This is a genomic window from Curtobacterium sp. Arg-1 (genome assembly GCF_025643395.1).
Classification (GTDB): Bacteria; Actinomycetota; Actinomycetes; order Actinomycetales; family Microbacteriaceae; genus Curtobacterium; species Curtobacterium poinsettiae.
Window position 1 is genome coordinate 1,708,948 of the sequence record NZ_CP095731.1, and the last position, 25,688, is coordinate 1,734,635.

The following is a 25,688-nucleotide window of genomic DNA, read 5'->3' on the forward strand; positions in this document are numbered from 1 at the left end:
CCCGCCCGCGACACGCCCGGATGTCTTCTGACGGACCCGACCTGAGCACCCGTCGAAGGTGAATTCTCCGCGTCGCGCTGCGTCCCCCGACGACCCGTCCTTCGTACCCCTGCCCGGAGTGCTGTCGGAGCCGTTACCGGGCCGTGACCGAACTCCCACCGGACCGCCAGGGGACCTTTTCCGACGTCCCCCGACACGCCCGGTGACCTCCTGCTGACCTGGGCTTTCCGTCGGAGTCGGCCCGTGCCTCCAGGCCGCACCTGTTGCCCATCCGGACGACGGTCGTCGGAACAGCGGTCCGCAGGAGTGCTGTCAGCACGACGGGGGACTGCTCCGACCGGCCGAGAGGGGGACCGGTGTGTACCCCGTAACACGCCCGTAACGCCCCCGGACGGGGGTCGCGTTGCGGCGGCCCCCAGGTTCTGCATCAATGGCATCACCCGAACCGCCCTGATTCCCCGATGAAGCGGAATCTCCACCTCGAACGTTGAAGCAGGGATCAGTGTTCACCTTCATTCTGCAGATCAGGCAGATGGTCGAAGGCCACCCCGAGTTCTACCTGTTCGCCGTGTACTCCGCGGTGATCTGGTTGCTCTGGTTGCTCAAGGTCGTCATCTCCGCCCGTTACCGCCCCTTCACCGGCACCTTCGTCGGTACCACCAGCGTCGTCGTCCCCGTCGTGGACGAACCGCTCGACCTGTTCCGTGACGTCATCGGCCGCATGGTCGAACAGCGGCCCGGCGAGATCATCGTCGTCATCAACGGAGCCCGCAACGAGGCGCTCGAAGAGGTCTGCGACGAGTTCGCCCCGCTCGTCCGCTGGACCCACACGCCCATCCCGGGCAAGCGGAACGCCGTCAAGGTCGGCACCGAGATGTCCAACGGCGACATCACCGTGCTGGTCGACTCCGACACCGTCTGGACCCCCGGCGCGCTCGAGGAACTCCTCCGGCCGTTCGCCGACGAGTCCGTCGGCGGTGTGACGACCCGCCAGCGCATCCTCGAGCCGGAGCGCAGCTGGATCACCCGCTGGGCCGACTGGCTCGAGAACTCGCGGGCGCTCTACTCGATGCCGGCACAGAGTGTCCTCGGGCAGATCGGCTGCCTGCCCGGGCGCACCATCGCGTTCCGCCGGAGCATCCTCATGCGGGTCATGGACCGGTTCATGCACGAGAAGTTCATGGGCGTGTTCCTCGAGGTCTCCGATGACCGCACGCTGACGAACCTCACGCTCAAGGAGGGGTACCGCACCGTCTACCAGTACACGTCGCTGGTCTACACGGACGCCCCGCTGCAGGTGAAGAAGCTGTTCAAGCAGCAGCTCCGCTGGGCACGTGGATCGCAGTACAACACGCTGCGGATGCTGCCGTGGATGCTCGGCCACGCCCCGATCCTGGCGGCGTTCTTCATCACCGACATCATCCTGCCGTTCATGCTCTTCGGCGTGATCGCGGGCTGGATCTACCGCGCCTTCACCGGCCAGGGCGAGAACCTGTACCAGGGCATCCTGTCGCAGTACGGGTTCTCGACCGGCTTCGTCTACGTCGCGGCGCTCATGGTGATCTCGAGCGTGCTGAGCATGGCCATCCGCCAGATGCGGCACCTGTCCGAGAAGCCGAGCGACTTCTTCCGCCTGCCGATGTTCATCATCGTGTCGACGTTCTTCCTCATGCCGATCCGGCTCATCGGCTTCTTCCGCCTGGCGCACGCGTCCGGCTGGGGGACCCGTGCCGGTGCCTACGCCGGTGGTCCGATGCAAGAGGAGCCTGTGGACGCCGCCCAGCCGCTCTCGTCCACCACGCAGGTGCCGGTCAGCCCGATCGACGCGGAACGTGCCCGGATGGCCGGGGCGGGCGCAGGACCGGCCGGCTCGGGCTCGGGCTCGGGTTCGCCGTCCCCGCTCGAGACCGTCGACCAGGTGGCCGTCGACCGTGCGTTCGACGAGCTCTTCGGCGCCGACGCGGCGACCAACTCCACCACCACCGTGCTCGCCACCCGTCGCGAGGCCGCAGCCGCGGTCGCGCAGCAGGAGGCCCAGCGAGCAGCTGCGCCGGCTCCCGCCCGAGCCCGCCGCTACAACCCGTACGCAGCGATCCCGTACGTGATCGGCATCGCGATCTTCGCCCTGGAGGCGTTCCTCATTGTCTGACTTCATCCGTTCCTCGAGTGCTTGGTGGGCGCAGTCCAGCAAGCACGCCCGCCGGACGGCCATCGGCACGACGGCCATCGTGCTCGCCCTCGGCCTCATCACCTGGTCGGTGTGGATCTCGCCCTCCGGCCCCGTCTCCACCGCCGTGCACCAGGCGCTCGGCGTCGAGGCGCCGAAGGCCAAGAAGGTGTCCGCCGCCGAGCTGCAGACGCAGCTCGACGCCGCCCAGGAGCGCATCTGGTCGCTCGAGGGCAAGCTCGACTCCCGCACGGCTCAGGCCGGGTCGCGCGGTGACCAGATCACGGAGCTCAAGGCGCAGATCGCGTCGCTCCAGTCCCAGCTCGGTGCCGCGAAGAGCTCGGGAGGCTCGTCCAAGGTCGACGCCGCGGGTTCCGGCAACAACGGGTCGGGCTCCGGCGGATCCGGCGCGGGTTCCGCCGGCGGGTCCGGGTCGGGTCCGTCCGACAACGGGTCCGGCAGCGGTTCCGGATCCGGCAACGGATCCGGCTCGGGCAGCGGTTCCAAGCCGAACCCCGGCCCCTCGACCGATCCGGGGGCCACCCCGGTCGTGACGCCGACGAAGGCCGAGATCCTCGGGCAGCAGTCGCGCTGGTACGGCCTCTACACCGCGCAGTCGCCGTTCAACTGGGCCGAGTACGACGAGGTCTCCCAGCAGGTCGGCACCGCGTCGAACATGACCGGCTTCTTCCAGGGCTTCGACCAGGAGTTCAACGCCACCGCGGTGCAGCGCTCCTGGGCCAACGGCCGCGTGCCCCTGATGACGTGGGAGACGGTGCCGGCGCAGACCAGCAACGATCAGAAGTACGTCCCCGGGTACACCAACGAGGACATCTCCGGCGGATCGTTCGACGCCTACCTGACGAAGTACGCCAAGGCGCTGAAGGCCAACGGACAGCCGATGGTCATCCGTCTCGACCACGAGATGAACGGCTCCTGGTACAACTGGTCCGAGGGCGACGCGCAGAAGAACCCGGCCGGCTCCTACGTCAAGATGTGGCAGCACGTGCACGACGTCTTCCAGGCGAACGGTGCGAACAAGTACGTCATCTGGGACTGGTCCCCGAGCCGCATCGACAAGCTCGGCAACCCGAAGTACCAGACGCTCGACTACATGCGGCAGTACTACCCGGGCTCGGACTACGTGGACTGGGTCGGCATGAGCGGCTACTACCGCGACGCCGACGAGCAGCCGTCCTTCGCGAACACGTTCGGAGCGACGCTCGCGCAGCTCCGCCAGATCGCGCCGGGCAAGGGCATCATGCTCAACGAGATCGGGGCGACCGAGACCGGCACCAGCGTCGCGAACCCGCAGAAGACGCAGTGGATCGACTCGCTCTTCGACGCGCTGGCAGACCCCGCCAACAAGGACATCGTCGGCTTCGCGTACTTCAGCGAGACGGCGACCACGATCATCGACGGCAAGCGCACCACGAACGACTGGCGTCTCAACTCCCGCGCCGATTCCCTCAAGGCCTTCGCCGAGGGCATCAAGCGCAACGACATCGACTACGACCTGCAGGAGGTCACGCAATGAGCGAGTCCAAGAAGTCGACCGCATCGGCCGACACCCGTCCCGCACCCGTCATCAGCGTCATCGGCACCGGCTACCTCGGTGCCACCCACGCAGCCGCCATGGCCGAGATGGGCTTCGAGACGATCGGTGTCGACATCGACCCGTCGAAGCTCGCCGCGCTGTCCGCCGGCGAGGTCCCGTTCTTCGAGCCCGGGCTCCCCGAGCTCATCACGAAGCACGTCGCCAGCGGCAAGCTCCGCTTCACCGCCGACATCGCCTCGGCCGTCGCCGCCGCGGACGTCCACTTCGTCTGCGTCGGCACCCCGCAGAAGGCCGGATCGCACGCCGCGAACCTGGCCTACGTCGAGAGCGCCACCCGCGGTGTCGCCGAGAACCTCACCCACCCCGGGCTCATCGTCGGCAAGTCGACGGTCCCGGTCGGCACGGCATCGCGGCTCCGCGGCATCGTCCGCGAGTTCACCCCCGCCGGCATCGACGCGGAACTCATCTGGAACCCCGAGTTCCTGCGCGAGGGCAAGGCCGTCGAGGACACCCTGCACCCGGACCGCCTGGTCTGGGGCGGCGCGTCCGAGGCTGCCGACGCCGTGATCCGCGAGGTCTACGCCGCACCCATCAACGAGGGCACCCCGGTCATCACCACCGACCTCGCCACCGCGGAGCTCGTCAAGGTCAGCGCGAACGCGTTCCTCGCCACGAAGATCTCGTTCATCAACGCGATCTCCGAGATGTGCGCCATCACGGGCGCCGACGTCTCCACGCTCGCCGACGCCCTGGGCCACGACGCCCGCATCGGCCGGAAGTTCCTGAACGCCGGTCTCGGCTTCGGCGGTGGCTGCCTGCCGAAGGACATCCGGGCCCTCATGTACCGCGCCAACGAGATCGGCGCCGGACAGGTCGTCGGGCTCATGCAGCAGGTCGACGAGATCAACATGGGGCAGCGCCAGCGGGTCATCGACATGGCGATCGACTCGGCCGGGGGGTCGGTGCTGAACCGTCGCGTGGCCGTCATCGGCGCCGCGTTCAAGCCCCTGACCGACGACGTCCGCGACTCCCCGGCGCTCAACGTCGCCGCTGCGCTGCACCTCCGCGGCGCCCAGGTGACGCTCTGGGACCCCGAGGCGATGGAGCCCGCGAAGCGCTCGTTCCCGACGCTGAGCTACGCCGAGTCGATGACGGACGCGATCGAGGGCGCCGACGTCGTCCTCGTGCTCACCGAGTGGGACGACATCATCACCGCCGACCCGGTCGCCCTCGGTGACCTCGTCGGCCGCCGCGTCGTCATCGACGCGCGCAACTGCCTCCCGGTCGCCGACTGGGTCAAAGCGGGGTGGACCGTCCGTTCCCTGGGACGTCCCACGCCGGTCACGGGTGCACCCGTGAGCGTCGCAGCGGGGACGAACGACGCGTTGGCCACGAGCCGCTAGTCACCGTTCGCGAGACGGGGTCCGTGCCGGGCGGCTCGGGCCCCGTTCCCGTGCGCCCGGGGGCGCCTGGTCTGTCCGGGCGTCCATGGTCGGAAGTTCTGACCAGGGACGCCCGATTCCTCTTCCCAGTCCAGCTGCGATGGGAAGGAACGTGCGTCGCGACCAGCCTGGAGGCCCGGTGCCCGCCCGCCGGACCGGCACCGGGCCTCCAGGCGGTCGCGTCCGCACCCCGCGCCGAAGCGACACATTCCTGCGGATGGTTCGCGGCACACTGTCGCTGTCGCGGCACAGAGGAAGGGCCCCGCACCTGACGGTGCGGGGCCCTTCCTGTGTCAGCGAGACTCAGACGCCGAAGTACAGCTCGTACTCGAACGGGTGCGGGCGCTGGGCCAGCGGGAGGATCTCGTTCTCACGCTTGTAGTCGATCCAGGTCTGGATGAGGTCCTCGGTGAATACGTTGCCCTTCGTGAGGAACTCGTGGTCGGCCTCGAGCGCGTCGAGCGCTTCGTCGAGGGACCCGGGGACCTGGGGGATGCCCTTTGCCTCTTCCGGCGGGAGCTCGTACAGGTCCTTGTCGACCGGCTCGTGCGGCTCGATGCGGTTCTGGATGCCATCGAGGCCCGCCATCAGCTGCGCGGCGAAGGCGAGGTACGGGTTGCCGGAGGCGTCGGGCGCACGGAACTCGATGCGCTTGGCCTTCGGGTTCGTGCCCGTGATCGGGATGCGGATCGCTGCCGAGCGGTTGCCGGCCGAGTAGACCAGGTTGACCGGGGCCTCGAAGCCCTTGACCAGACGGTGGTACGAGTTGATCGACGGGTTGGTGAAGGCGAGCAGCGCCGGAGCGTGCTTCAGGATGCCGCCGATGTACCAGCGGGCGAGGTCCGACAGACCGCCGTAGCCGTTCTCGTCGTAGAACAGCGGCTTGCCGTCCGACCAGAGCGACTGGTGGGTGTGCATGCCCGAACCGTTGTCGCCGAAGAGCGGCTTCGGCATGAAGGTGGCGACCTTGCCCCACTGGTCGGCCGTGTTCTTGACGATGTACTTGAACTTCAGGATGTCGTCCGCGGCGTGGACCATCGTGTCGAACTTGTAGTTGATCTCCTGCTGACCGCCGGTGCCCACCTCGTGGTGCGAACGCTCGAGCTCGAAGCCCGCATCGATCAGCTTGAGGGTGATGTCGTCGCGCAGGTCGGCCGTCTTGTCGACCGGCGACACGGGGAAGTAGCCGCCCTTGTAGGGGGTCTTGTTGGCGAGGTTGCCGCCCTCTTCGTCACGACCGGTGTTCCAGGCGCCCTCTTCGGAGTCGACCGCGTAGAACGACTCGTTCTGCGTGACCGAGTAGCGGACGTCGTCGAAGATGTAGAACTCGGCCTCGGGGGCGAAGAACGCGGTGTCCGCGATGCCCGTCGACGCGAGGTACTTCTCAGCCTTCTTCGCCACCTGGCGCGGGTCGCGGCCGTAGATCTCGCCGTTCCGCGGGTTGTAGATGTCGAAGATCATGATGAGCGTGCGCTCGGCGCGGAACTGGTCGACGTACGCCGTGGTGACATCGGGGATCAGCTGCATGTCGGACTCGTGGATCGACGCAAAGCCGCGGATGGAGGAGCCGTCGAACAGCTGGCCGACCGAGAAGAAGTCCTCGTCGACGGTGGATGCCGGGATGTTGAAGTGCTGCTGCACACCGGGCAGGTCCGTGAAGCGGATGTCGAGGAACTTGACGTCGGTGTCCTTGATGAAGGCCAGGACCTCGGAGGAATCGCTGAACATGGGGCCGATCTCCAATGGGTTGGGTGATGTCGGAGGCACCGGTCAAGGCACCCTCCGACGAGGCTATTGACACGGGGTTTCCCGGACATGACTGGTTTGTTTCGGGCGTGTTACGCCCAGGTGGTCGCCTACGCTGGGGACCATGGCCCGCAGCACCTCCAGTCCGTCCGCGCCCTCCGAGCACCCGGATGGGTGGCCGGGCAAGGACCTCGGGCTGCCGGAGGAGGGGCCCCGCAGCGTCGGGCGCATCGGCCGCCGCGTCGTGGCGCTCCTGATCGACGGCGCCCTGGCTGACCTCGTCGCCTACGTCACCGGCGTGTGGTCACCGGTGAACGGGTCCGGCGACATCGCACACACCTGGATCCAGCTCGCGATCTTCGCCGTCCTGCAGATCCTGTTCATCTGCCTGCTGTCCGGGTCGTTCGGGCACATCTGCGTCGGCCTGCGGGTCGTCCCGATGCGTGGGGGCTACGTCGGGGTGTGGCGGCCCGTCGTCCGGACCGTGCTGCTCTGCCTGGTGGTGCCGGCGCTCATCATCGACCGTGACAGCCGCGGAGCGCACGACCGCATCGCCGGGACGGTGCTCGTCCGACGCTGATCGCGGGTGCCGCGGGTGCCGCGGGTGCCGCGGGCGTGCGGCGCGAGGACCGTGGCTGTCCGCACGGTGCGAGGTCGATCGTCCGGAGCGAGGCTGCCTACTCCGTGCGCGACCCGTCCCCTCGCACCGAGTAGGCAACCTCGCACGATGCGAGATTGCGCCGGGCCTCCACCGCAGGCCCTCGCACGGTGCGAGTTTGTACGCCGGCCTTCGCACGGTGCGAGGTTGCGCGCCGGGCCTCCGCCGCCGGACGTCGCACCGTGCGAGGTTGCTCATCTGACGTGAGCTTCCCTGCTCCGTGCGCCGCCGGAGACCCGCACCGAGCTGGCAACCTCGCACGGTTCAGCGAAGGTCGCACCGTGCGGACCCGTGCGGACCCGTGCGGACCCATGCGGACCCGTGCGGACCCGTGCGGACCCGCGCGGACCCGCGCGAACGCCGCAGCCCGCACCCGCCGTCACCCCACGTCCACACGAAGACGCCCCCGACCAGGATCGGTCGGGGGCGTCTTCGTGTGTTGCGGCTGGGTCAGCGCGGCCGTCCGGCACGGGCACGCATCGGGTCCATGCCCTTCGGGATCGAGGCCGCGGGGCTCTGCGTCAGCGAGTCGAGACGGTTCGCGACCGCCAGGACCTCGTTGCGGTTGAGCGACTTCTTGAGCTTGTTCATGGCACGGGGCAGCTTGTGCAGCGTCAGGCTCTCGCCGGAGCCGTCACCGACGTGCAGCACGTGCACGGCGACGTTCGGCACGATGCGCTGGACCTTGCGGCGCTCCTCGTCGAGCTGACGGCTGAGGTTGCCGCGCTGGCCCTCGGTGATCAGCACGACACCCGGGCGACCGACCGCGCGGTAGACCGCGGACTGTGAGCGACCGTGCACCGCGACCGGCATCTCGCTCGAGCGCCACTGCCGACGGAGCGAGTTCGACAGCACGGCGCCGACGGCACCGGGCTGGCCTTCGATCTGCGAGTAGGCGGCACGTTCAGCGAGGCGGGTGAGCACGATCAGGAAGAGCAGCACACCGAGCAGCACACCGGCGACGATCCACAGGACGACCGCGAGCCAGTTCTGCCCCGGCAGGAGCAGCGCCAGCAGGACACCGAGGGCGACCGGAACGACGAAGGCGAGGGCGAACCACCAGACCGACGACGGGTCGGCCTTGCGGGTCATCTGGAAGACCTGGAACATCTGCTTGAGACGCCCCGGCTCCTTCGCCTTCTTGTCTGTGGAAGAGCTGCGTGCCATGGGAACAGGATACGGCCTCCGTGCGCCGGGGGAGACCGCCGCATGTCCGGCTGTGTGCGAACACGTCTTGTCCACAGGTGGTGCCGCACAGCCTGGAGGCCCACCACACCCCCGCCACGCTGGTCACCATGGAGACGATGACCGACCACCACCCGGATCGCTGGATCGCGACCGGTGACGACACCGACGTGCTCACCTGGGTCGCCGACCGCTCCGCTGCCGCCGAGCGGCACCTCGTCCCGGTGGCCGCAGTCGGCAGGACCCGGACGGGGTGTCTCGGGGTCGACCTCGACCGGCCGACCGGCACGCCGCTCGTGGCGGCGCTCGATCGGCTCGGCACGCCGACCACCGGCGTCGCGGTCACGCTGTCGGTGCCGCTCCTGGAACTCCTCGTCGCCGTGCACGACGGCGCCGTCCTGCTCGGTTCCGCCGGCATCGACGACGTCTTGGTCGACGACTCGGGCGCTGTCGTGCTCTGCGACCGCCCGACGAACGCGTCGAACGCGTCGAGCCCGACGAGCCCGACGAACGCGACGAACCCGACGAACGCGACGAACGCGACCCCGACGCGCACCGCGCACTCGACGGACGCCACCCGGACCCTCGTCCTCGCAGCCCGGACGGTCTGGGACCGCGTCGACCCGGCCGATCCCGCACAGCGACCGGTGCTCGACGCGCTGCAGGACGCCCTCGACGGCGACGACCGAACCGCGCGGTCGGCTCTCGAGCTGGTCCGCGCAAGTGCAGCACCCCGCCCGTTCCGGTGGACGCCGGTGCCGAGCGACCTCGTCTTCGCCGAGTCGCCGACGGCGACTCGGCAGGACGGGCTGCTCGAGCGCCTCCGCGACGTGGTCGAACACGGCGTCCCGCTCGGAACCGATCGACGACTCCCGCTCCGCCGCGTGCTCGTGGGACTCGTGGTCGCCGTCGGGTCGGTGGTCGCCGCCCTGACCCTGCTCGGGGGCGGGTGACGCGGCTGGTGACGCCGAACCCACCCCGAACGGGAACGGCCCCGGTTCCCACGAAGGGAACCGGGGCCGTCGGCCGTACTGCTGGGATCAGTACCCGAGGTTCGGGGCGAAGTTGCCCTCTTCGAGACGGTTCTTCACCGCGACGAGGTACCGCGAAGCATCCGCACCGTCGATGATCCGGTGGTCGTACGACAGCGCCAGGTAGACGAACGAGCGGATGGCGATGGCCTCCTGCCCGTCGACCTTCACGACCGCCGGACGCTTCGTGACGATGCCGGTCCCCAGGATCGCCGACTGCGGCAGGAACACCACGGGGGTGTCGAACAGCGCGCCGCGCGAACCGGTGTTGGTCAGCGTGAACGTGCCGCCGGCGAGCTCGTCGGGCTTGAGCTGGTTGTTCCGGGTGCGCTCGGCGAGGTCCGCGATGGACTTCGAGAACTGCGCCAGGTCCAGCGAGGCCGCGTCCTTGATGACCGGGGTCAGCAGGCCGCGCTCGGTGTCCACCGCGATGGAGACGTTCTCGGTCTCCGGGTAGACGATCTCGTCGCCCTCGACCGTGGAGTTGATCTTCGGGTGGGCCTTCAGTGACTCGGACGCCGCGAGGGCGAAGAACGGCATGAAGGAGAGCTTCGAGCCGGTCTTCTCGAGGAACTCCGCCTTGTGGGCGTCGCGGAACTGCGCCACCTTCGTGACGTCGACCTCGACGACGCTCGTGAGCTGTGCGGTCGAGGTCATCGACTGCACGGCACGCTCGGCGACGACCTTGCGCAGCCGCGTCATCTTCTCGCGGGTGCCGCGCAGCGGCGACACCTCGGCGACGAACGGGCCGGACGCGGCAGCGGGTGCTGCTGCAGCCGGGGCGGCCGGGGCCTTCTCGGCGGCGGCGAGGACGTCCTCCTTGCGGATGCGCCCTCCGACACCGGAACCGGTGACCGTGGACAGGTCGACGCCCTGCTCGTTGGCGAGCTTGCGCACCAGCGGGGTGACGTAGCCGGAGGCTGCGCCGTCCTGCGTGGGGTTCGGGACCGCGGCGGCGGCCGTGGTGCTCGGCGCGGACGCCGGAGCTGCTGCCGGAGCGGCCTGGGCCGGAACGGCTGCCGGCGGAGCGGCTGCGGGCGGCGGGACGGGTGCGGCGGCCGGGACCGGCGCTGCGGCGGGCGGCGCGGACGGTGCGTGCGGGGCAGCGGGCTGCGTCTGACCGGCGGGGGCGGGCTCGGGCTCGGTGGGCTCCGGCGCGGGGGTCTCGGCCTCCTGCTCGGTGCTCGGAGCGGCCTCGGGCTCTTCGGCTTCGGCAGCGGCGGCGTTGGCGTCGTCGGAGTCGGACGAGTCCGAACCGCCGTCGGACGAACCGGAGCCGTCACCGATCTTCACCAGGGCGGTGCCGACCTCGACGGTCTCGTCCTCTGGCACGAGGATCTCCTCGACGACGCCGGCGATCGGCGACGGGATCTCGGTGTCGACCTTGTCGGTCGAGACCTCGAGCAGCGGCTCGTCGACCTCGACCCGGTCACCGACGTTCTTCAGCCATCGGGTCACCGTGCCCTCGGTGACGCTCTCGCCGAGCGCCGGGAGGTTGACGGATTCGCTCATCGGGTGGACTCCTCTTCGCGGGGGATTGCAGTGGTTGTTGATGTCATTGTCACAGTGCGCTTGCCGGTGCCGGTCACAGCGCGTGCAGCGGCTTGCCCGCGAGGTGCAGGAACGCCTCGCCGAGGGCTTCGTTCTGGGTCGGGTGGCCGTGCACCAGGGGAGCGATGTCCTCGGGGTAGGCCTCCCAGTTGACGGCGAGCTGGGCTTCACCGATGAGCTCACCGACGCGGGCGCCGATCATGCTGACACCGACGACGGGGCCGTCCACGACGCGCACGACCTTGACGGAGCCGGAGGTCCCGATGATGTGGCTCTTGCCGTTGCCGGCCAGGTTGTACTCGTACGAGTCGACCTTGTCGGCGCCGTACTGCTCCTCGGCCTTGGCCTGCGAGAGTCCGACCGACGCGACCTCGGGGTCGGAGTAGGTGATCTTCGGGATGTTCTTGTCCTCGATGACCACCGGGTTGAGGCCGGCGATCTCCTCGGCGACGAAGATGCCCTGCTGGAAGCCGCGGTGCGCGAGCTGCAGGCCGGGGACGATGTCGCCGACGGCGTAGACGTTGGGGATGTTCGTGGCGAGACGCTCGTTCGTGGTGACGAACCCGCGGTCCATCGTCACGCCGACCTCGTCGTAGCCGACGTTCTGCGTGACCGGGCCACGGCCGACGGCGACGAGCAGGACGTCACCGTCGAAGGTCTTGCCGTCCTCCAGCGTGACGACGACGCCGTTCTCGTGCTGCTCGACGCCCTGGAACCGGACACCGAGCGAGAACTCGATGCCGCGCTTGCGGAACGCTCGCTCGAGCTGCTTCGACATCGACTCGTCCTCGGCGGGGACCAGGTGCGGCAGGCCCTCGACGATGGTGACCTCGGCGCCGAAGGACTTCCAGACGCTGGCGAACTCGACGCCGATGACGCCGCCGCCGAGGATGACGACCTTGTTCGGGACGTAGTCCATGCGGAGCGCGGTCTCGGAGGTGATCACGCGGCCGCCGATCTCGAGCCCCGGCAGGGACTTCGAGTAGGAGCCGGTCGCGAGCACGATGTTCTTGCCGGTGACGGTCTGGTCGCCGACCTGCACGGTGTTCTGCGAGGTCAGACGGCCCCAGCCCTCGACCACGGTGATGCCGCGGGCCTTGATCAGACCCTGCAGGCCCTTGTACTTGGAGTTGATGATGCCCTGCTGGTAGTCGATGACCTTGGGCACGTCGACACCGGCGAACTCCGCGACCACGCCGTACTTCTCGGCGTCGCGCGTCGCGTCGGCGACCTCGGCCGCGTGCAGCAGTGCCTTCGTCGGGATGCAGCCGCGGTGCAGGCACGTCCCTCCGAGCTTGTCGCCCTCGATGAGCGCGACGCTCATGCCGAGTTCGGCGGCCCGGAGCGCAGCGGCGTACCCACCACTCCCGCCACCGAGGACAACGACGTCGTAAGTCTGTTCCGTCACCTGGTGCAACTCCCTCGTGCGTGTCGGGCCGATCGGGCCCTACGTGGACACCGCGGAGGGCGGCGTCCGACGGTCGGACCGCGTGGTTCCGGTCCCGTCCCGTGCAGTACCGGTGGGAGGCGCGTCAGTGCGCCGTTCCCACCGGTACCAAACCTACTACTCGGACTGGAGGTCTTCTGCGAGAGCGATGAGCGTCCTGACCATCACACCCGTCGCACCCTTGCCCAACCAGGCGTACCCGCCGCCCTTGTTCTCCGACGGACCCGCGATGTCGAGGTGCGCCCAGGGGACACCCTCGCCCGCGAAGCGCTCGAGGAACTTGCCCGCGAGCAGCATGCCGCCGGCGGGGTTGCCGACCGTGGCGTTGACGATGTCGGCGACGTCGCTGGACAGCCGGGCCTCGAGCTCCTCGGGCAGCGGCATCGGCCAGATCGGCTCGGCGACGCCCTCGGCGACGGCGCGGACCTTCGCGACGAGGTCGTCGCTGCCCATCAGGCCGGTCGTGCGGTCGCCGAGCGCGACGACCTGGGCACCGGTCAGCGTGGCGACGTCGACGAGCGCGTCGGGCTGCTCGAGCGATGCGGCGGCCATCCCGTCGCCGAGCACCAGGCGCCCCTCGGCGTCAGTGTTGGTGACCTCGACCGTGGTGCCGTTCTTGAGCGTCAGGACGTCGCCCGGGCGGGTCGCGGTGCCGGAGGGCATGTTCTCGGCCAGGGCGAGCCATGCGGTCACCCGCACGTCGAGGCCCAGGCGGGCGGCGGCGACGGTCGCGGCGAGCACCGTGGCGGCACCGGTCATGTCGGTCTTCATCCCGAGCATCGACGCCGCGGGCTTGAGCGAGAGGCCGCCCGAGTCGAAGGTGATGCCCTTGCCGACCAGGGCGAGGTGCTTCGTCGCGGACTCCGGTGCGTACCGGACGACGACCAGACGCGGAGGCCGGGCGGAACCGCGGCCGACGCCGAGGATGCCGCCGAAGCCCTGCTCCTCGAGCGCCTGCTCGTCGAGGACCTCGACCGTGAGCGGCAGGTCCGAGGCGAACCCGGTCGCGACGTCGGCGACGTCCTGCGGCCCGAGGTCACCGGCGGCGGTGTTCACCAGGTCGCGCACGAGCGACGCGGCGTCGGCGACGATCGCCGGGCGCACCGCGGCGTCGGCGGCGACGTCGGCGGGGGCGACGACCTCGATGCGCTGGTCGCCACGGGCCGGGGCCTTGGTGCCGGTGCCCTTGTGGCGCGTGAAGGCGTACGCGCCGAGCGCCGCGCCCTCGAGGGCGGCTTCGACGAGCTCGGCGGAGTCGGTGGGCAGTGCCAGCGTGATCGAGTCGACGCGGGGGAGCTGTCGGACCGCGCTGCCGGCGGCTGCACGGATCGCGGCGGCGCCCGTGGCGGAGCCGAGGCCGATCAGCGCGACCGACTTCGCCCCGACACCGGAGGCGGGGAGTCGGACGAGCTGGTCCTTCGCGCCGGTGACCCCGATCGCGGCGAGGTCGAGGTCGGCGAGGGCGTCGACCGCTCCCAGGGCGCTGGGCGCGAGGGAAGCGGCGCTGTCCGCGTCGCCGGAGGATCCCGGACGGACCCCGACGACGAGGACGTCGGCGGTGGTGGTCTCGGGGGGTGAACTGGTGGTGGAGAGCGTCGGTCGGACCATGCCCCAACCCTACCGACGGCCTGTTCGCTGTCGGCGTCGTCGTCGCGCACCGGGGACGTCGGGGGCCCCGCCTAGCATGGGGACGGTGAACCACCCTGAGGAGCTCTACACGTTCGTTGCGGACGCCCCGACCGTCCCGGCGGGGTTGCACCTGGTCGCCGGGCTGACCGGGTTCGCCGATGCCGGTTCCGCCGTCGCACAGGTGACGAACTCGATCCTCGAGGACCTCGACACCGAGCTCGTCGCCGAGTTCGACCCCGACGTGCTGCTCGACTGGCGTGCCCGTCGTCCGGTCATCACCTTCGAGCACGACCACATCAGCGCCGTCGAACCGCCCCGTCTTGCACTGCACCTGGTGCGCGACGAGATCGGCCAGCCGTTCCTGTTCCTGTCGGGCTACGAGCCGGACTTCCAGTGGAACCGCTTCGTCCGCGCCGTCACCGGGCTCGCCGCCGACCTGCAGGTCGCCGACACCACCTGGGTGCAGTCGATCCCGATGCCGGTCCCGCACACCCGTCCGATCAGCCTCACCGTCTCGGGCACCCGGGCCGACCTCGTCGAGCAGATGAGCGTCTGGAAGCCCGAGACCCAGGCACCGGCGAACGTCCTGCACCTGGTCGAGCACCGCCTCGCCGAGACGGGTGCGCAGGTGACGGGGCTCGTGCTGCTCGTGCCGCACTACCTGTCAGACACCGAGTTCCCGGACGCCGCCGTCGCAGCGCTCTCCGGCATCGCCGCCGCGACCGGACTGATCTTCCCGACGGACGCCCTGCGCGAGTCGGGTCGCGAGTTCCTGACGCGCGTCGAGGAACAGGTGGCCGGCAACGCCGAGCTGCAGCGCCTGGTCTCCGTGCTCGAGGAACGGCATGACACCTACATGGAGGGCAACCCCGTCGCGTCGCCGCTCACCGGCGTCGACGGCGAGGTGCCGACCGCCGACGCGATCGCCGCCGAGCTCGAGCGCTTCCTGGCCGACCGGCGCACCCAGGGCGACGCGACCGACTGACCGTCGCGTCGGATCCGGACGCTCCGACAGGACGGCCTGGAGGCTCGGTGCGGGCCCGCACCGCGCCTCCAGGCCGTTCCGTCGTCACCTGCACGACGTGACCCGCGTTCGCGACGGCTGTCGCGTATCGACGTGGGAACGCGTCGGTAGCCTGGTCCGGTGAACTCCCGTCGTGCCTTCCTGATCTGGGGCGTCGCGGTCCTCGCGTACGTCCTCGCTGTCGTGCAACGGTCCTCGCTCGGAGTGTCCGGCGTCGACGCGCAGGACCGGTTCGCCGTCTCGGCGGCCGTCCTGTCGACGCTCGCCGTGGTGCAGATCGCCGTCTACGCGGGGCTGCAGATCCCGGTGGGGATCGCGCTCGACCGCGTCGGACCGCGTCGGCTGGTGCTCCTCGGTGCCGCACTGCTGGTCGTCGGACAGGCGATCGTCGCGGTGTCGCCCTCGATCGGGCCGGCCATCGCTGGGCGGGTGCTCGTCGGGGCCGGTGACGCGATGACCTTCATCTCGGTGATCCGCCTGGTACCGATGTGGTTCAGCGGCCGGATCCTGCCGCAGATCTCGCAGTGGACGGGCAACCTCGGGCAGATCGGCCAGGTCCTGTCGGCGTTCCCGTTCGCCGTGCTCCTGCACTCGGTGGGGTGGACCCCGGCGTTCGGCGTCGCTGCCGCGGCCAGCGCGGTCGGTCTCGTGCTCGCCGCCGTGTTCGTCCGGAACGGTCCGGTGCCGGTGCGGACGGACACGATCCCGCTGCCGCACTCGTGGGGTGCCGCGTTCAGCACCTTCGGGCACGCGCTCCGGCGCCCAGGCACACAGCTCGGGTTCTGGTCGCACTACGTCACGCAGTCCTCGGGCACGGTGTTCTCGCTGCTGTGGGGCGTCCCGATGCTCCGGGGACTCGGGTACTCCCCGGGCGAGGCGGCGGGCTTCCTCACGATCATCGTGGTGGTCGGGTTCGTCGCCGGCCCGGTGCTCGGCGTGCTCTGCGCACGGTTCCCGATGCGCCGGTCGAACCTGGTGCTCGGCGTGGTCGTGCTGCTCGCGGTGCTCTGGACGGCGATCCTGCTCTGGCCCGGGCACCCGCCGACCTGGCTGCTCGTGCTGCTCGTCGTCGCGATGGGCATCGGCGGACCCGGTTCGCTCATCGGCTTCGACTTCGCCCGGACCTTCAACCCGGTCGGCTCGCTCGGCTCGGCGAACGGTGTGGTGAACGTGGGCGGGTTCCTCGCGGCGTTCGTGATGATGTACCTGATCGGCGTCGTCCTCGACGTGGCGGCGCGGGCATCGGGCACCACGGTGTTCGCCTGGGAGAACTTCCGGATCGCCCTCACGGTGCAGTACGTCGTGGTCGGGTTCGGCGTCGGGATGCTCCTGCACGCCCGCCGCCGGACCCGTCGGGTGCTGCACTCGGAAGAGGGAATACGCGTCGGACCACTCTGGGTTGCACTCGTTGCACGCCTGCGGAGGCGGCACGTGCAATAATGATCACGGACCCGTTCGGGACCCCTGTCTGTCGGAGCACTTCGGTGCGCCGGTGAACTCGGGGGACTTGACATGGGTCCTAGTGCTGCCCGGAACGGTAGGACTCGTACGACGCGGGGGACTGCGGCGCGGGACCTGGGCGGCGAGGGAAGCCACGACCCCACGAACGTGGCACGACGAGAGAGGTGATCGCATGGCTGCCCGGAGCACGACGATCGATCCCACGAAGGACACCGAGCCCGAGGGCGCTGTGGCAGAGGACGCCACCGCCACCGAGGGCACCGCAGCGCCGAAGAAGCGCGCCACGAAGGCCCCCGCCACGAAGGCCCCTGCCAAGAAGGCGCCTGCCAAGAAGGCAGCACCCAAGGCGAAGAAGACCGACGCCGTCGACGAGGCCATCGCCTCGGACGAGCCGGTCGAGGAGCCGACCGACGAGGCCGACGACACCGACGACAAGACGGCCAAGCCGGACGCCGCTGCCGCGGTCGCCGCCGGTGCGCTCGTCATCTCGCAGACCGACGACGACGAGGCACCGGTCTACTCCACGACCATCACGGGTGCCACCGCCGACCCGGTGAAGGACTACCTCAAGCAGATCGGCAAGGTCGCCCTGCTCAACGCCGAGCAGGAGGTCGAGCTCGCGATGCGCATCGAGGCCGGCCTGTTCGCCGAGGACAAGCTGCAGCACTCGACGGGGCTGTCGAAGCCCGCCGAGCGTGAGCTGCGCTGGGTCGCCCGTGACGGTCAGCGTGCGAAGTCGCACCTGCTCGGCGCGAACCTCCGTCTGGTCGTCTCGCTGGCCAAGCGCTACACCGGTCGCGGCATGCAGTTCCTGGACCTCATCCAGGAAGGCAACCTGGGCCTGATCCGTGCGGTCGAGAAGTTCGACTACACCAAGGGCTTCAAGTTCTCGACCTACGCGACCTGGTGGATCCGTCAGGCCATCACCCGCGCCATGGCCGACCAGGCCCGCACCATCCGCATCCCGGTGCACATGGTCGAGGTCATCAACAAGCTCGCCCGCGTGCAGCGCCAGATGCTGCAGGACCTCGGTCGCGAACCCACTCCGGAAGAGCTCGCACGCGAGCTCGACATGACCCCGGAGAAGGTCGTCGAGGTGCAGAAGTACGGTCGCGAGCCGATCTCGCTGCACACGCCCCTGGGTGAGGACGGCGACTCCGAGTTCGGTGACCTCATCGAGGACACCGAGGCGGTCGTGCCGGCCGACGCGGTGGGCTTCACGATGCTGCAGAAGCAGCTCGAGAGCCTGCTCGACTCCCTGTCCGAGCGTGAGGCGGGCGTCATCCGCATGCGCTTCGGCCTGGGCGACGGCCAGCCGAAGACCCTCGACCAGATCGGTGACACGTTCGGCGTGACGCGCGAGCGCATCCGTCAGATCGAGTCCAAGACGATGGCGAAGCTCCGCCACCCGTCGCGGTCGCAGTCGCTGCGCGACTACCTCGAGTAAGCCGGCATGCGCTTCTTCATCCCGATCCTGATCGGGCGGATCCTCCGTGCCCTCGCCCGTGCGCGGGGCGGTGGATCCGCCTACCCGGGGTTCATCGTCCTGAAGCTCGTGCCGGACTTCCTGCAGCACGTGACGAAGCAGTTCCCGAACGGCGTCGTCTTCGTGCTCGGTTCGAACGGCAAGTCGACGACGACGCACATGATCTCCGACATCGTCCGGGCCCACGGGCTCCGTGTCTTCACGAACCCGTCGGGCGCGAACCTGCCGCAGGGCATCGCGTCGGCCCTGCTGTCCGAGGTCTCGCTGACCGGACGTCTCAAGGCGGACATCGGCATCCTCGAGGTCGACGAGGCCTTCGCGGTGGAGCTCGCCGGCATCCTGTCGCCCTCGACGGTGACGATGCTCAACGTGCAGGTCGACCAGCTGTACCGGTTCTTCGAGACCGAGCGTGTGGCGACGATGATGCTCGACACCGCCGCACTGTCGACGGCGAACGTCATCACGAACCACGACGACCAGTTCCTCGACGGCTACAGCGGCACCCCGGGGCAGCGCGTCCTGCGGTTCGGTGCGAGCGACGAGGTCATCGCCGCAGCGCCGAACGGCCTGCAGAACGCCGACTCGTTCGACGCCGGTGACCGTGCCCAGCACACCGCCGACGCCGAGGTCGTGGCCCACACGGGCGACGGCGCGACGATCCGCTTCGACGGCGCCGAGGTCCCGGTCCGTCTGCCCGCCCGCGGCCTGCACTACGCGGTCGACGCCGCCGCGGCCACCGCGACGGCGAGTGCGGCCCTCGGTGCGCAGTTCCGCGCCGACGCCGTGACGAAGGCCTTCGGCACGATGAAGCCGGCCTACGGCCGTGGCGAGCGGCTCCCCATCGCGGGCGAGTCCGCCGAGTTCACGATGTTCAAGAACGCCGCGAGCCTGCAGCTCAACCTCGACGCCCTGCCGGACCAGCCCGAGCAGGTCCTCATGGCGATCGACGAGGGCACGCCTGACATCTCCTGGATCTACGACATCGACTTCTCGCAGCTCGACCACGTGGACGTCGTCTCCGGCGACAAGGCGTGGCAGATCGCGATCGCGCTCGAGCATGCCGGTGTCCGCATCGGCCGGGTCGAGCCCGACGTCGAGGCTGCCATCAAGCACATGGAGCAGCTCGGTTCGACGACCCGCGGGACGAAGAACTTCATCGTCAACTACGAGATCATGATGATCGCCCGCAAGGCCCTCGGCCACCCGGACATGGAGAAGACCGCATGACGGCCGACCGGCTGACCATCCTGCACGTCTACCCCCGGCAGATGGGTGTCTCGGGCGACCGCGGCAACGTCGCGGCCCTGGTACGCCGTGCGGCCGCCGCGGACATCGACACGCAGGTGCTGCAGTACGCGCCCGGCGACGACCTGCCGACCACGGCGGACGTCGTCGTGATCGGCAACGGACCGCTCAGCGCCATGCGCTCCCTGGGTGACGACGTCGCACGCATCGGCGGAACGCTCCGTGCGTTCGCGGCCGATGGCGTGCCGGTCGTCGCCGTCGGCGGCGGGTTCGACCTCGCGACGAACGAGGTCGTGCCGACCGAGGGCGCGCCGCTCGCCGGTTTCGGTGTGTTCGACGCCCGTGCCGTGCGCGGTGCCGAGCGCCGCGTGAACTACTTCGTGCTCGAGACCCGGTACCCGCTGCTCCCCGGAGCGCCGAAGCGTCTCGCCGGCTTCGAGGACCACGCCACCCGCATCGAGCTCGCAGCCGGCGTGACGCCCTTCGCCGACGTCGTCTCCGGCGGCGGCAACCAGGCCGGCTCGCCGGTCGAGGGCGCGATCGTCGGGAACTCCTTCGGCACGCACACCCAGGGTCCGGTCCTGCCGCTCAACCCGCAGCTGACCGACGGTGTCCTCGCTGCAGCCACTGCACGGCTGGGCCGCGAGTACGCGCCCGACGCGGAGCAGACGGCGACCATCGACCGCTACGCACGTGAAGCGCGCGCGACGGTCGACCGCTACGTCGACAAGGCGTTCAAGCGCATCGCCTGACACACGACGAAGAAGGCCGGGTCCCGAGGGGGCCCGGCCTTCGTCGTCTCCGCGCGTTCTGAGCCGGGCTGCAGACAGACAGCAGGCGCGGTGCCAGCTGGCACCGCGCCTCCTGTCTGCGTGTCGGTTGCGACTACTTCGACTCGTAGAGTCGGCTGCTCTCGTCGTGCCACTCGATGGCGGTCGCCGCGAGCTTGTCCTTGAACTCGGCGCCGTGGTGGGCGCAGAAGTAGAGCTCGCCGCTCGACATGGTGGCTCGGATGTAGGCCTGCGCCCCGCAGCTGTCGCAACGGTCGGCGGCGGTCAGCTGGTGGTTGCTGACTTCGTCGATGGAGGGGTCCTGCACGGTCTGGGTCATTGCTGTGCTCCTCACGGATCGCAGGTGGTGCCGGGTGGTTGCACCATTTCAACACGTGATGCCTGAGAGCGACGCATTGTCGGGCCCTGTTTCGCTCAGCGCGGATCGCTTGGCCCCAGTGCGAGTGTCCACACGGTGCTGTCGGCGCCGCTCGGTAAACTCCGACGGTGAGCTCCGACTACTCCGCACGCCATCTCTCCGTCCTCGAAGGGCTCGAGGCGGTCCGGAAGCGGCCGGGCATGTACATCGGGTCGACGGACTCCCGCGGCCTCATGCACTGCCTGTGGGAGATCATCGACAACTCGGTCGACGAAGCCCTGGCGGGACACGGTGACGAGATCGGCGTCGTGCTGCACGCCGACGGCTCCGTCGAGGTCCGCGACACCGCCCGCGGCATCCCCGTCGACGTCGAACCGAAGACCGGCCTGACCGGGGTCGAGGTCGTGTTCACCAAGCTGCACGCCGGTGGCAAGTTCGGCTCCGGGTCGTACGCGGCTTCGGGCGGGCTGCACGGCGTCGGGGCCTCGGTCGTGAACGCGCTGTCGGAGCGCCTCGACGTCGAGGTCGACCGTGGCGGCAAGACCTACGCCATGTCGTTCCACCGTGGTGAGCCCGGCATCTTCGACGACAGCAAGGGCATCGGCCCGGACGCCCCGTTCGCGCCCTTCACGTCGGGCAGTGAACTGCGTGTGGTGGGCAAGGTCAAGAAGGGCGTCACCGGTTCCCGGATCCGGTACTGGGCGGACCGCCAGATCTTCACCGCCGACGCCCGGTTCAGCACCGACGACCTGGTCACCCGTGCACGCCAGACTGCGTTCCTCGTGCCCGGGCTCGGCATCACCATCACCGACGAGCGCGCTGCGTCGATCGACGCCGCTGCCGCCCGTGCCGAGGCGACGGGCACCACCGTGGCTGCCGGCCCGGTGGTCGAGCGGTTCCGGTACGAGGGCGGGATCGGCGAGTTCGTCGAGCACCTCGCCGTCGACAGCCCCCTGACCGACGTCTGGCGTGTGCAGGGCACCGGGACCTTCACCGAGACCGTGCCGATGCTCGACGACAAGGGCCACATGGTCTCCACCTCGGTCGAGCGCGAGTGCGAGGTCGACCTGGCACTCCGCTGGGGCAGTGGCTACGAGACCGTGTTCCGCAGCTTCGTCAACATCATCGCGACGCCGAAGGGCGGGACCCACCAGGCCGGGTTCGAGTCCGGTGTCGTGAAGGCCGTCCGCGCCCAGGTCGAGGCGAACGCCCGCAAGCTCAAGGTCGGGCAGGACAAGCTCGACAAGGACGACGTCCTCGCCGGCATGACCGCCGTGCTGACCGTGCGGTTGCCCGAGCCGCAGTTCGAGGGGCAGACGAAGGAGATCCTCGGCACCCCGGCGGTCCGCAAGATCGTCGACCAGGTGGTGTCGAAGCGCATCACCGAGATCCTGACCTCGACGCAGCGCACCGAGAAGGCGCAGTCGGCCGCCCTGCTCGAGAAGGTCGTGTCCGAGATGAAGACCCGTATCTCGGCGCGGGCGCACAAGGAGACCCAGCGGCGCAAGAACGCGCTCGAGAACTCCTCGCTGCCGACGAAGCTCGCGGACTGCCGCTCGCAGGAGACCGAGGGCACCGAGCTCTTCATCGTCGAGGGCGACTCGGCCCTGGGCACCGCGAAGCTCGCGCGCAACAGTGAGTACCAGGCGCTGCTGCCGATCCGCGGCAAGATCCTCAACGTGCAGAAGGCGTCCGTGTCGGACATGCTCTCGAACGTCGAGTGCGCGTCGATCATCCAGGTCATCGGTGCCGGTTCGGGTCGGACGTTCGACATCGACCAGGCCCGCTACGGCAAGATCATCATCATGTCCGACGCCGACGTCGACGGCGCCCACATCCGCACACTGCTGCTGACGCTGTTCTTCCGGTACATGCGGCCGATGATCGAGCAGGGCCGGGTCTTCGCCGCCGTGCCGCCGCTGCACCGGGTCGTCGTGGTGAACCGCGGCAAGCCGAACGACACGCTGTACACGTACTCCGAACAGGAGCTGCAGACGGTGTTGAAGAAGCTCGAGAAGACGGGCAAGAAGTACCAGGAGCCGATCCAGCGGTACAAGGGCCTCGGTGAGATGGACGCGGACCAGCTGGCGGAGACCACGATGGACCGTGCGCACCGAACCCTGCGCCGGGTGAACGTGACCCACGCCGAGGGCGCTGCGAAGGTGTTCGAGCTCCTGATGGGCAACGACGTGGCGCCGCGCAAGGAGTTCATCCTGGCCGGCGAGGGCCTCGACCGCGACCGCATCGACGCGTAGCGGCGCGGCGGCAGGCCGAGTCTCGGTGCCGCCAGAGCGACACCGTGCCGCCACCGTGCGCGGTCCGTGCTGCCGAAGCGACAGTCTCCCGCGAACTGTTCGCGGGACACTGTCGCTCTCGCGAATGCGCGCAGCGGACGGCCGGCCGGCCGGCGCCCGCCTACGCCTCGCCGGCGGTGCCGTCGAGCGTCGCGGCGCTGCCGCCGATCGAGCCGATGACGGCCTCGAGCGGTGCACCCGACCCGTCACGCTTCGACAGCCAGTCGGGCAGGGTACGGGCGGCGCCGTCGGTGCCGACAGCGTGCGGCGGCGCGATGCCCGCCCAGCCGACGGTGAGCCCGTCCTCGCCCTTCAGGAACGCGTGCGCCCGGACACCCTGGGTCGCGCGGCCCTTCGCCGGGAACTCCGACAGCGCGGAGACCTTGGCGCGGCCGGCGTCGGTACCGGGCAGCGCGGTCGAGGTCGTGGACACCGTGGCGACCACGGCGTCGTCGGAGCGTGCGACGGACCCGAACCAGATCACGGCGGCGCCGTCGGCCAGGGCCATGCCGGCCACTCCACCGGCGGGCAGCCCCTGCGCCCGGACGACGGACGCCGGGAACCGCAGCAGCTGCGCGTTCGAGCTGATGAACACCAGGTCGTCGGACTCCGGGGCCTGGGCGGCACCGACCACCGCGTCTCCGGGCTTCAGGCCGATGGCGACGAACTCGGGCTTGTCCGGCCAGGCGCCTGGGACGACGCGCTTCACGACGCCGTGCGCGGTACCGATCGCCAGCGAGTCCGACGATGCCCCACCGAGGTCGACGAGCGCGACGACCGTCTCGCCCTTGGTGAGCGCCAGGAAGTCGGTGACCCGGACGCCGGCGTCGAGCCGGACCGCTGCGGGCGGCACGGCGGGGACGTCGACGGGGGAGAGCCGCAGGACCCGCCCGGTGGAGGTCAGGGCGCCGAGCTGCCCGCGGACTGTGCTCACCACGGCGGAGCGGACGGCGTCGTGCTTCGAGCGCTTCGGCACGCGGACGATGCCGAGTTCCGACGTCGGGATGTCGACGCGGATGAGCCGCCCGGTGGTCGAGAGCAGCACGCGGCAGGGGGAGTCGGCGATCTGCAGGGACTCCGGGTCGACCGCGGCCTTCCGACCGCCCTTGACCGGGGCGTCCGCCTCGGTGAGCAGGGTGCGGCGCGGGGTCGCGAACTTGTCGGAGACCTCGGTCAGCTCGAGGGCGACCTGCGCGCGGAGCCGTTCGTCGGACGCCAGCAGTTCTTCGAGGGCGGCGATGTCGGCGAGCAGCTGGTCACGCTCGGCCTCGAGCTCCATCCGCGAGAACTTCGTCAGGCGACGCAGGCGCAGCTCGAGGATGTACTCGGCCTGCACCTCGGACAGGTCGAAGACGTCGCGCAGGCGGTTGCGCGCCGCCTCGGAGTCGTCGGACGTGCGGATGACCTGGATGACCTCGTCGATGTCGAGGATCGCGATGAGCAGACCCTCGACCAGGTGCAGCCGTTCCTTGCGACGTGCCAGGCGGTACTGCGACCGGCGTGTGACGACGTCGAGCCGGTGCTGCACGTAGACGTCGAGGAGCTCGCGCAGCCCGAGGGTGCGGGGTGACCCGCCGACCAGGGCGACGTTGTTGATGCCGAAGCCGTCCTCGAGCGGGGTGTGCTTGTAGAGCTGCTCGAGCACGGCGGTGGGGTTGAAGCCGCTCTTGATGCCGATGACGAGCCGGAGCCCGTGGTTGCGGTCGGTCAGGTCGTTGACGTCCGAGATGCCGACGAGCTTCTTGGACTGGACGCCGTCCTTGATCTTCTCGATGACGCGCTCGGGGCCGACCAGGTAGGGCAGCTCGGTGACGACGAGGCCGACCTTGCGCGGGGTGAGGTTCTCGACGCTCACCTTGGCTCGGGTGCGGAACGAACCGCGGCCGGTGGCGTAGGCGTCGCGGACCCCGGAGAGCCCGACGATGGTGCCGCCGGACGGCAGGTCAGGCCCGGGCACGAACTCCATGAGCTCTTCGAGGGTGGCCTGCGGGTTCATGAGCAGGTGCTTCGCGGCCTCGACGACCTCGCCCAGGTTGTGCGGTGCCATGTTCGTCGCCATGCCCACCGCGATGCCGGAGGCACCGTTGACGAGCAGGTTCGGGAACGCCGCCGGCAGCACGCCGGGCTGCATGATCTGGTTGTCGTAGTTCGGGACGAAGTCGACGACGTCCTCGCCCAGGCCCTCGGTCATCGCCATCGACGGTTCGGCGAGCCGTGCCTCGGTGTAGCGGGCTGCAGCGGGACCGTCGTCGAGTGAGCCGAAGTTGCCGTGGCCGTCGACGAGCGGCACGCGCATCGTGAACGGCTGGGCCATCCGGACCAGGGCGTCGTAGATCGCGCCGTCGCCGTGCGGGTGCAGCTTGCCCATCACCTCGCCGGTGACGCGGGCGCTCTTGACGTGTCCGCGGTCGGGGCGCAGCCCCATCTCGGCCATCTGGTACAGGATCCGGCGCTGCACCGGCTTCAGGCCGTCGCGGGCGTCGGGCAGTGCCCGCGAGTAGATGACGGAGTACGCGTACTCGAGGAAGGAACCCTGCATCTCCTCGGAGACGTCGACGTCCTCGATGCGCTCACCGTCGGGCAGGCCGACTACATCCGTGCGTGCCATGGCACCT

General features: G+C 69.8%; 18 protein-coding genes. 11 read left to right on the forward strand and 7 right to left on the reverse strand.

What is annotated here, in order from left to right; all coding sequences use genetic code 11:
* Positions 1 to 502: 502 nt before the first annotated feature.
* From MXD64_RS08255 to MXD64_RS08265, 3 genes are read left to right on the forward strand one after another with little or no spacing between them, the layout of a single operon-like run.
* Entirely contained in the window at positions 503 to 2,149 is a 1,647-nt protein-coding gene (locus MXD64_RS08255) for a glycosyltransferase family 2 protein (RefSeq protein WP_263137397.1), read from the forward strand.
* Positions 2,142 to 3,704 carry a glycosyl hydrolase gene (locus MXD64_RS08260; protein ID WP_017886080.1) on the forward strand — a complete coding sequence of 521 codons (1,563 nt, stop codon included), beginning with the start codon at positions 2,142 to 2,144 and terminating at the stop codon, positions 3,702 to 3,704. The genes MXD64_RS08255 and MXD64_RS08260 overlap by 8 nt, the downstream gene beginning before the upstream one ends.
* Complete coding sequence (locus tag MXD64_RS08265; RefSeq protein WP_017886081.1) at positions 3,701 to 5,128, forward strand: UDP-glucose dehydrogenase family protein; 1,428 nt, start codon at positions 3,701 to 3,703, stop codon at positions 5,126 to 5,128. The genes MXD64_RS08260 and MXD64_RS08265 overlap by 4 nt, the downstream gene beginning before the upstream one ends.
* 342 nt (positions 5,129 to 5,470) lie before the next feature.
* On the opposite strand, the gene glnA is transcribed toward MXD64_RS08265, so the two are convergent.
* Positions 5,471 to 6,895: a type I glutamate--ammonia ligase gene (gene glnA / locus MXD64_RS08270; RefSeq protein ID WP_017886082.1), complete on the reverse strand. Its 1,425-nt coding sequence runs from the start codon at positions 6,893 to 6,895 to the stop codon at positions 5,471 to 5,473.
* A gap of 142 nt (positions 6,896 to 7,037) precedes the next feature.
* Here glnA and MXD64_RS08275 point away from each other — a divergent pair, with 142 nt between their 5' ends.
* Positions 7,038 to 7,493, forward strand: a complete 456-nt coding sequence (locus MXD64_RS08275) for an RDD family protein (protein WP_017886083.1) — start codon at positions 7,038 to 7,040, stop codon at positions 7,491 to 7,493.
* Between the two features lie 528 nt (positions 7,494 to 8,021).
* Here the strand turns inward: MXD64_RS08275 and MXD64_RS08280 are convergent.
* Positions 8,022 to 8,738 (reverse strand): DUF4191 domain-containing protein, encoded by a 717-nt coding sequence (locus tag MXD64_RS08280; RefSeq protein WP_263137398.1) that lies wholly within the window; start codon positions 8,736 to 8,738, stop codon positions 8,022 to 8,024.
* A gap of 128 nt (positions 8,739 to 8,866) precedes the next feature.
* Here MXD64_RS08280 and MXD64_RS08285 point away from each other — a divergent pair, with 128 nt between their 5' ends.
* The gene (locus MXD64_RS08285; protein ID WP_263137399.1) at positions 8,867 to 9,709 is read left to right on the forward strand and encodes a hypothetical protein; all 843 of its coding nucleotides are present in this window, start codon (positions 8,867 to 8,869) and stop codon (positions 9,707 to 9,709) included.
* Positions 9,710 to 9,796: 87 nt separating this feature from the next.
* Here the strand turns inward: MXD64_RS08285 and sucB are convergent, their stop codons facing one another.
* From sucB to MXD64_RS08300, 3 genes are all read right to left on the reverse strand, one after another.
* The gene (gene sucB / locus MXD64_RS08290; RefSeq protein WP_263137400.1) at positions 9,797 to 11,299 is read right to left on the reverse strand and encodes a 2-oxoglutarate dehydrogenase, E2 component, dihydrolipoamide succinyltransferase; all 1,503 of its coding nucleotides are present in this window, start codon (positions 11,297 to 11,299) and stop codon (positions 9,797 to 9,799) included.
* A gap of 73 nt (positions 11,300 to 11,372) precedes the next feature.
* Positions 11,373 to 12,746 carry a dihydrolipoyl dehydrogenase gene (gene lpdA / locus MXD64_RS08295; protein WP_017886086.1) on the reverse strand — a complete coding sequence of 458 codons (1,374 nt, stop codon included), beginning with the start codon at positions 12,744 to 12,746 and terminating at the stop codon, positions 11,373 to 11,375.
* A gap of 156 nt (positions 12,747 to 12,902) precedes the next feature.
* Positions 12,903 to 14,393 (reverse strand): leucyl aminopeptidase, encoded by a 1,491-nt coding sequence (locus MXD64_RS08300; RefSeq protein WP_017886087.1) that lies wholly within the window; start codon positions 14,391 to 14,393, stop codon positions 12,903 to 12,905.
* A gap of 76 nt (positions 14,394 to 14,469) precedes the next feature.
* Between MXD64_RS08300 and MXD64_RS08305 the strand changes: the two genes are divergently transcribed.
* The 5 genes from MXD64_RS08305 (at position 14,470) to MXD64_RS08325 (ending at position 20,382) form a co-directional block, all read left to right on the forward strand.
* The gene (locus tag MXD64_RS08305; RefSeq protein WP_259495904.1) at positions 14,470 to 15,399 is read left to right on the forward strand and encodes a proteasome assembly chaperone family protein; all 930 of its coding nucleotides are present in this window, start codon (positions 14,470 to 14,472) and stop codon (positions 15,397 to 15,399) included.
* Positions 15,400 to 15,558: 159 nt separating this feature from the next.
* Positions 15,559 to 16,878 (forward strand): MFS transporter, encoded by a 1,320-nt coding sequence (locus tag MXD64_RS08310; protein WP_042537033.1) that lies wholly within the window; start codon positions 15,559 to 15,561, stop codon positions 16,876 to 16,878.
* 193 nt (positions 16,879 to 17,071) lie between these two features.
* Positions 17,072 to 18,346 carry an RNA polymerase sigma factor gene (locus MXD64_RS08315; protein WP_017886090.1) on the forward strand — a complete coding sequence of 425 codons (1,275 nt, stop codon included), beginning with the start codon at positions 17,072 to 17,074 and terminating at the stop codon, positions 18,344 to 18,346.
* Positions 18,347 to 18,352: 6 nt separating this feature from the next.
* Positions 18,353 to 19,612, forward strand: coding sequence for a MurT ligase domain-containing protein (locus MXD64_RS08320; RefSeq protein ID WP_263137401.1), 1,260 nt, complete (start codon positions 18,353 to 18,355; stop codon positions 19,610 to 19,612).
* Complete coding sequence (locus MXD64_RS08325) at positions 19,609 to 20,382, forward strand: type 1 glutamine amidotransferase (protein WP_263137402.1); 774 nt, start codon at positions 19,609 to 19,611, stop codon at positions 20,380 to 20,382. The genes MXD64_RS08320 and MXD64_RS08325 overlap by 4 nt, the downstream gene beginning before the upstream one ends.
* Before the next feature lie 133 nt (positions 20,383 to 20,515).
* Here the strand turns inward: MXD64_RS08325 and MXD64_RS08330 are convergent, their stop codons facing one another.
* A complete protein-coding gene (locus MXD64_RS08330; RefSeq protein WP_017886093.1) occupies positions 20,516 to 20,740 on the reverse strand; it encodes a DUF7455 domain-containing protein in 225 nt (74 codons plus the stop codon).
* Between the two features lie 167 nt (positions 20,741 to 20,907).
* On the opposite strand from MXD64_RS08330, the gene MXD64_RS08335 reads away from it, so the two are divergent.
* Positions 20,908 to 23,034 carry a DNA gyrase/topoisomerase IV subunit B gene (locus MXD64_RS08335; protein WP_071244557.1) on the forward strand — a complete coding sequence of 709 codons (2,127 nt, stop codon included), beginning with the start codon at positions 20,908 to 20,910 and terminating at the stop codon, positions 23,032 to 23,034.
* A gap of 160 nt (positions 23,035 to 23,194) precedes the next feature.
* Here MXD64_RS08335 and MXD64_RS08340 read toward each other — a convergent pair whose 3' ends face one another.
* Positions 23,195 to 25,681 carry a DNA gyrase/topoisomerase IV subunit A gene (locus MXD64_RS08340; protein ID WP_056068470.1) on the reverse strand — a complete coding sequence of 829 codons (2,487 nt, stop codon included), beginning with the start codon at positions 25,679 to 25,681 and terminating at the stop codon, positions 23,195 to 23,197.
* Positions 25,682 to 25,688: the final 7 nt, after the last annotated feature.

What these genes read in the sequence shown, in the direction of transcription:
- MXD64_RS08265 (WP_017886081.1), top strand. Translation starts at nt 3,701, where the DNA reads ATGAGCGAGTCCAAGAAGTCGACCGCATCGGCCGACACCCGTCCCGCA.
- glnA (WP_017886082.1), bottom strand. Translation starts at nt 6,895, where the DNA reads ATGTTCAGCGATTCCTCCGAGGTCCTGGCCTTCATCAAGGACACCGAC.
- MXD64_RS08275 (WP_017886083.1), top strand. Translation starts at nt 7,038, where the DNA reads ATGGCCCGCAGCACCTCCAGTCCGTCCGCGCCCTCCGAGCACCCGGAT.
- MXD64_RS08280 (WP_263137398.1), bottom strand. Translation starts at nt 8,738, where the DNA reads ATGGCACGCAGCTCTTCCACAGACAAGAAGGCGAAGGAGCCGGGGCGT.
- MXD64_RS08285 (WP_263137399.1), top strand. Translation starts at nt 8,867, where the DNA reads ATGGAGACGATGACCGACCACCACCCGGATCGCTGGATCGCGACCGGT.
- sucB (WP_263137400.1), bottom strand. Translation starts at nt 11,299, where the DNA reads ATGAGCGAATCCGTCAACCTCCCGGCGCTCGGCGAGAGCGTCACCGAG.
- MXD64_RS08300 (WP_017886087.1), bottom strand. Translation starts at nt 14,393, where the DNA reads ATGGTCCGACCGACGCTCTCCACCACCAGTTCACCCCCCGAGACCACC.
- MXD64_RS08305 (WP_259495904.1), top strand. Translation starts at nt 14,470, where the DNA reads ATGGGGACGGTGAACCACCCTGAGGAGCTCTACACGTTCGTTGCGGAC.
- MXD64_RS08315 (WP_017886090.1), top strand. Translation starts at nt 17,072, where the DNA reads ATGGCTGCCCGGAGCACGACGATCGATCCCACGAAGGACACCGAGCCC.
- MXD64_RS08320 (WP_263137401.1), top strand. Translation starts at nt 18,353, where the DNA reads ATGCGCTTCTTCATCCCGATCCTGATCGGGCGGATCCTCCGTGCCCTC.
- MXD64_RS08325 (WP_263137402.1), top strand. Translation starts at nt 19,609, where the DNA reads ATGACGGCCGACCGGCTGACCATCCTGCACGTCTACCCCCGGCAGATG.
- MXD64_RS08330 (WP_017886093.1), bottom strand. Translation starts at nt 20,740, where the DNA reads ATGACCCAGACCGTGCAGGACCCCTCCATCGACGAAGTCAGCAACCAC.
- MXD64_RS08340 (WP_056068470.1), bottom strand. Translation starts at nt 25,681, where the DNA reads ATGGCACGCACGGATGTAGTCGGCCTGCCCGACGGTGAGCGCATCGAG.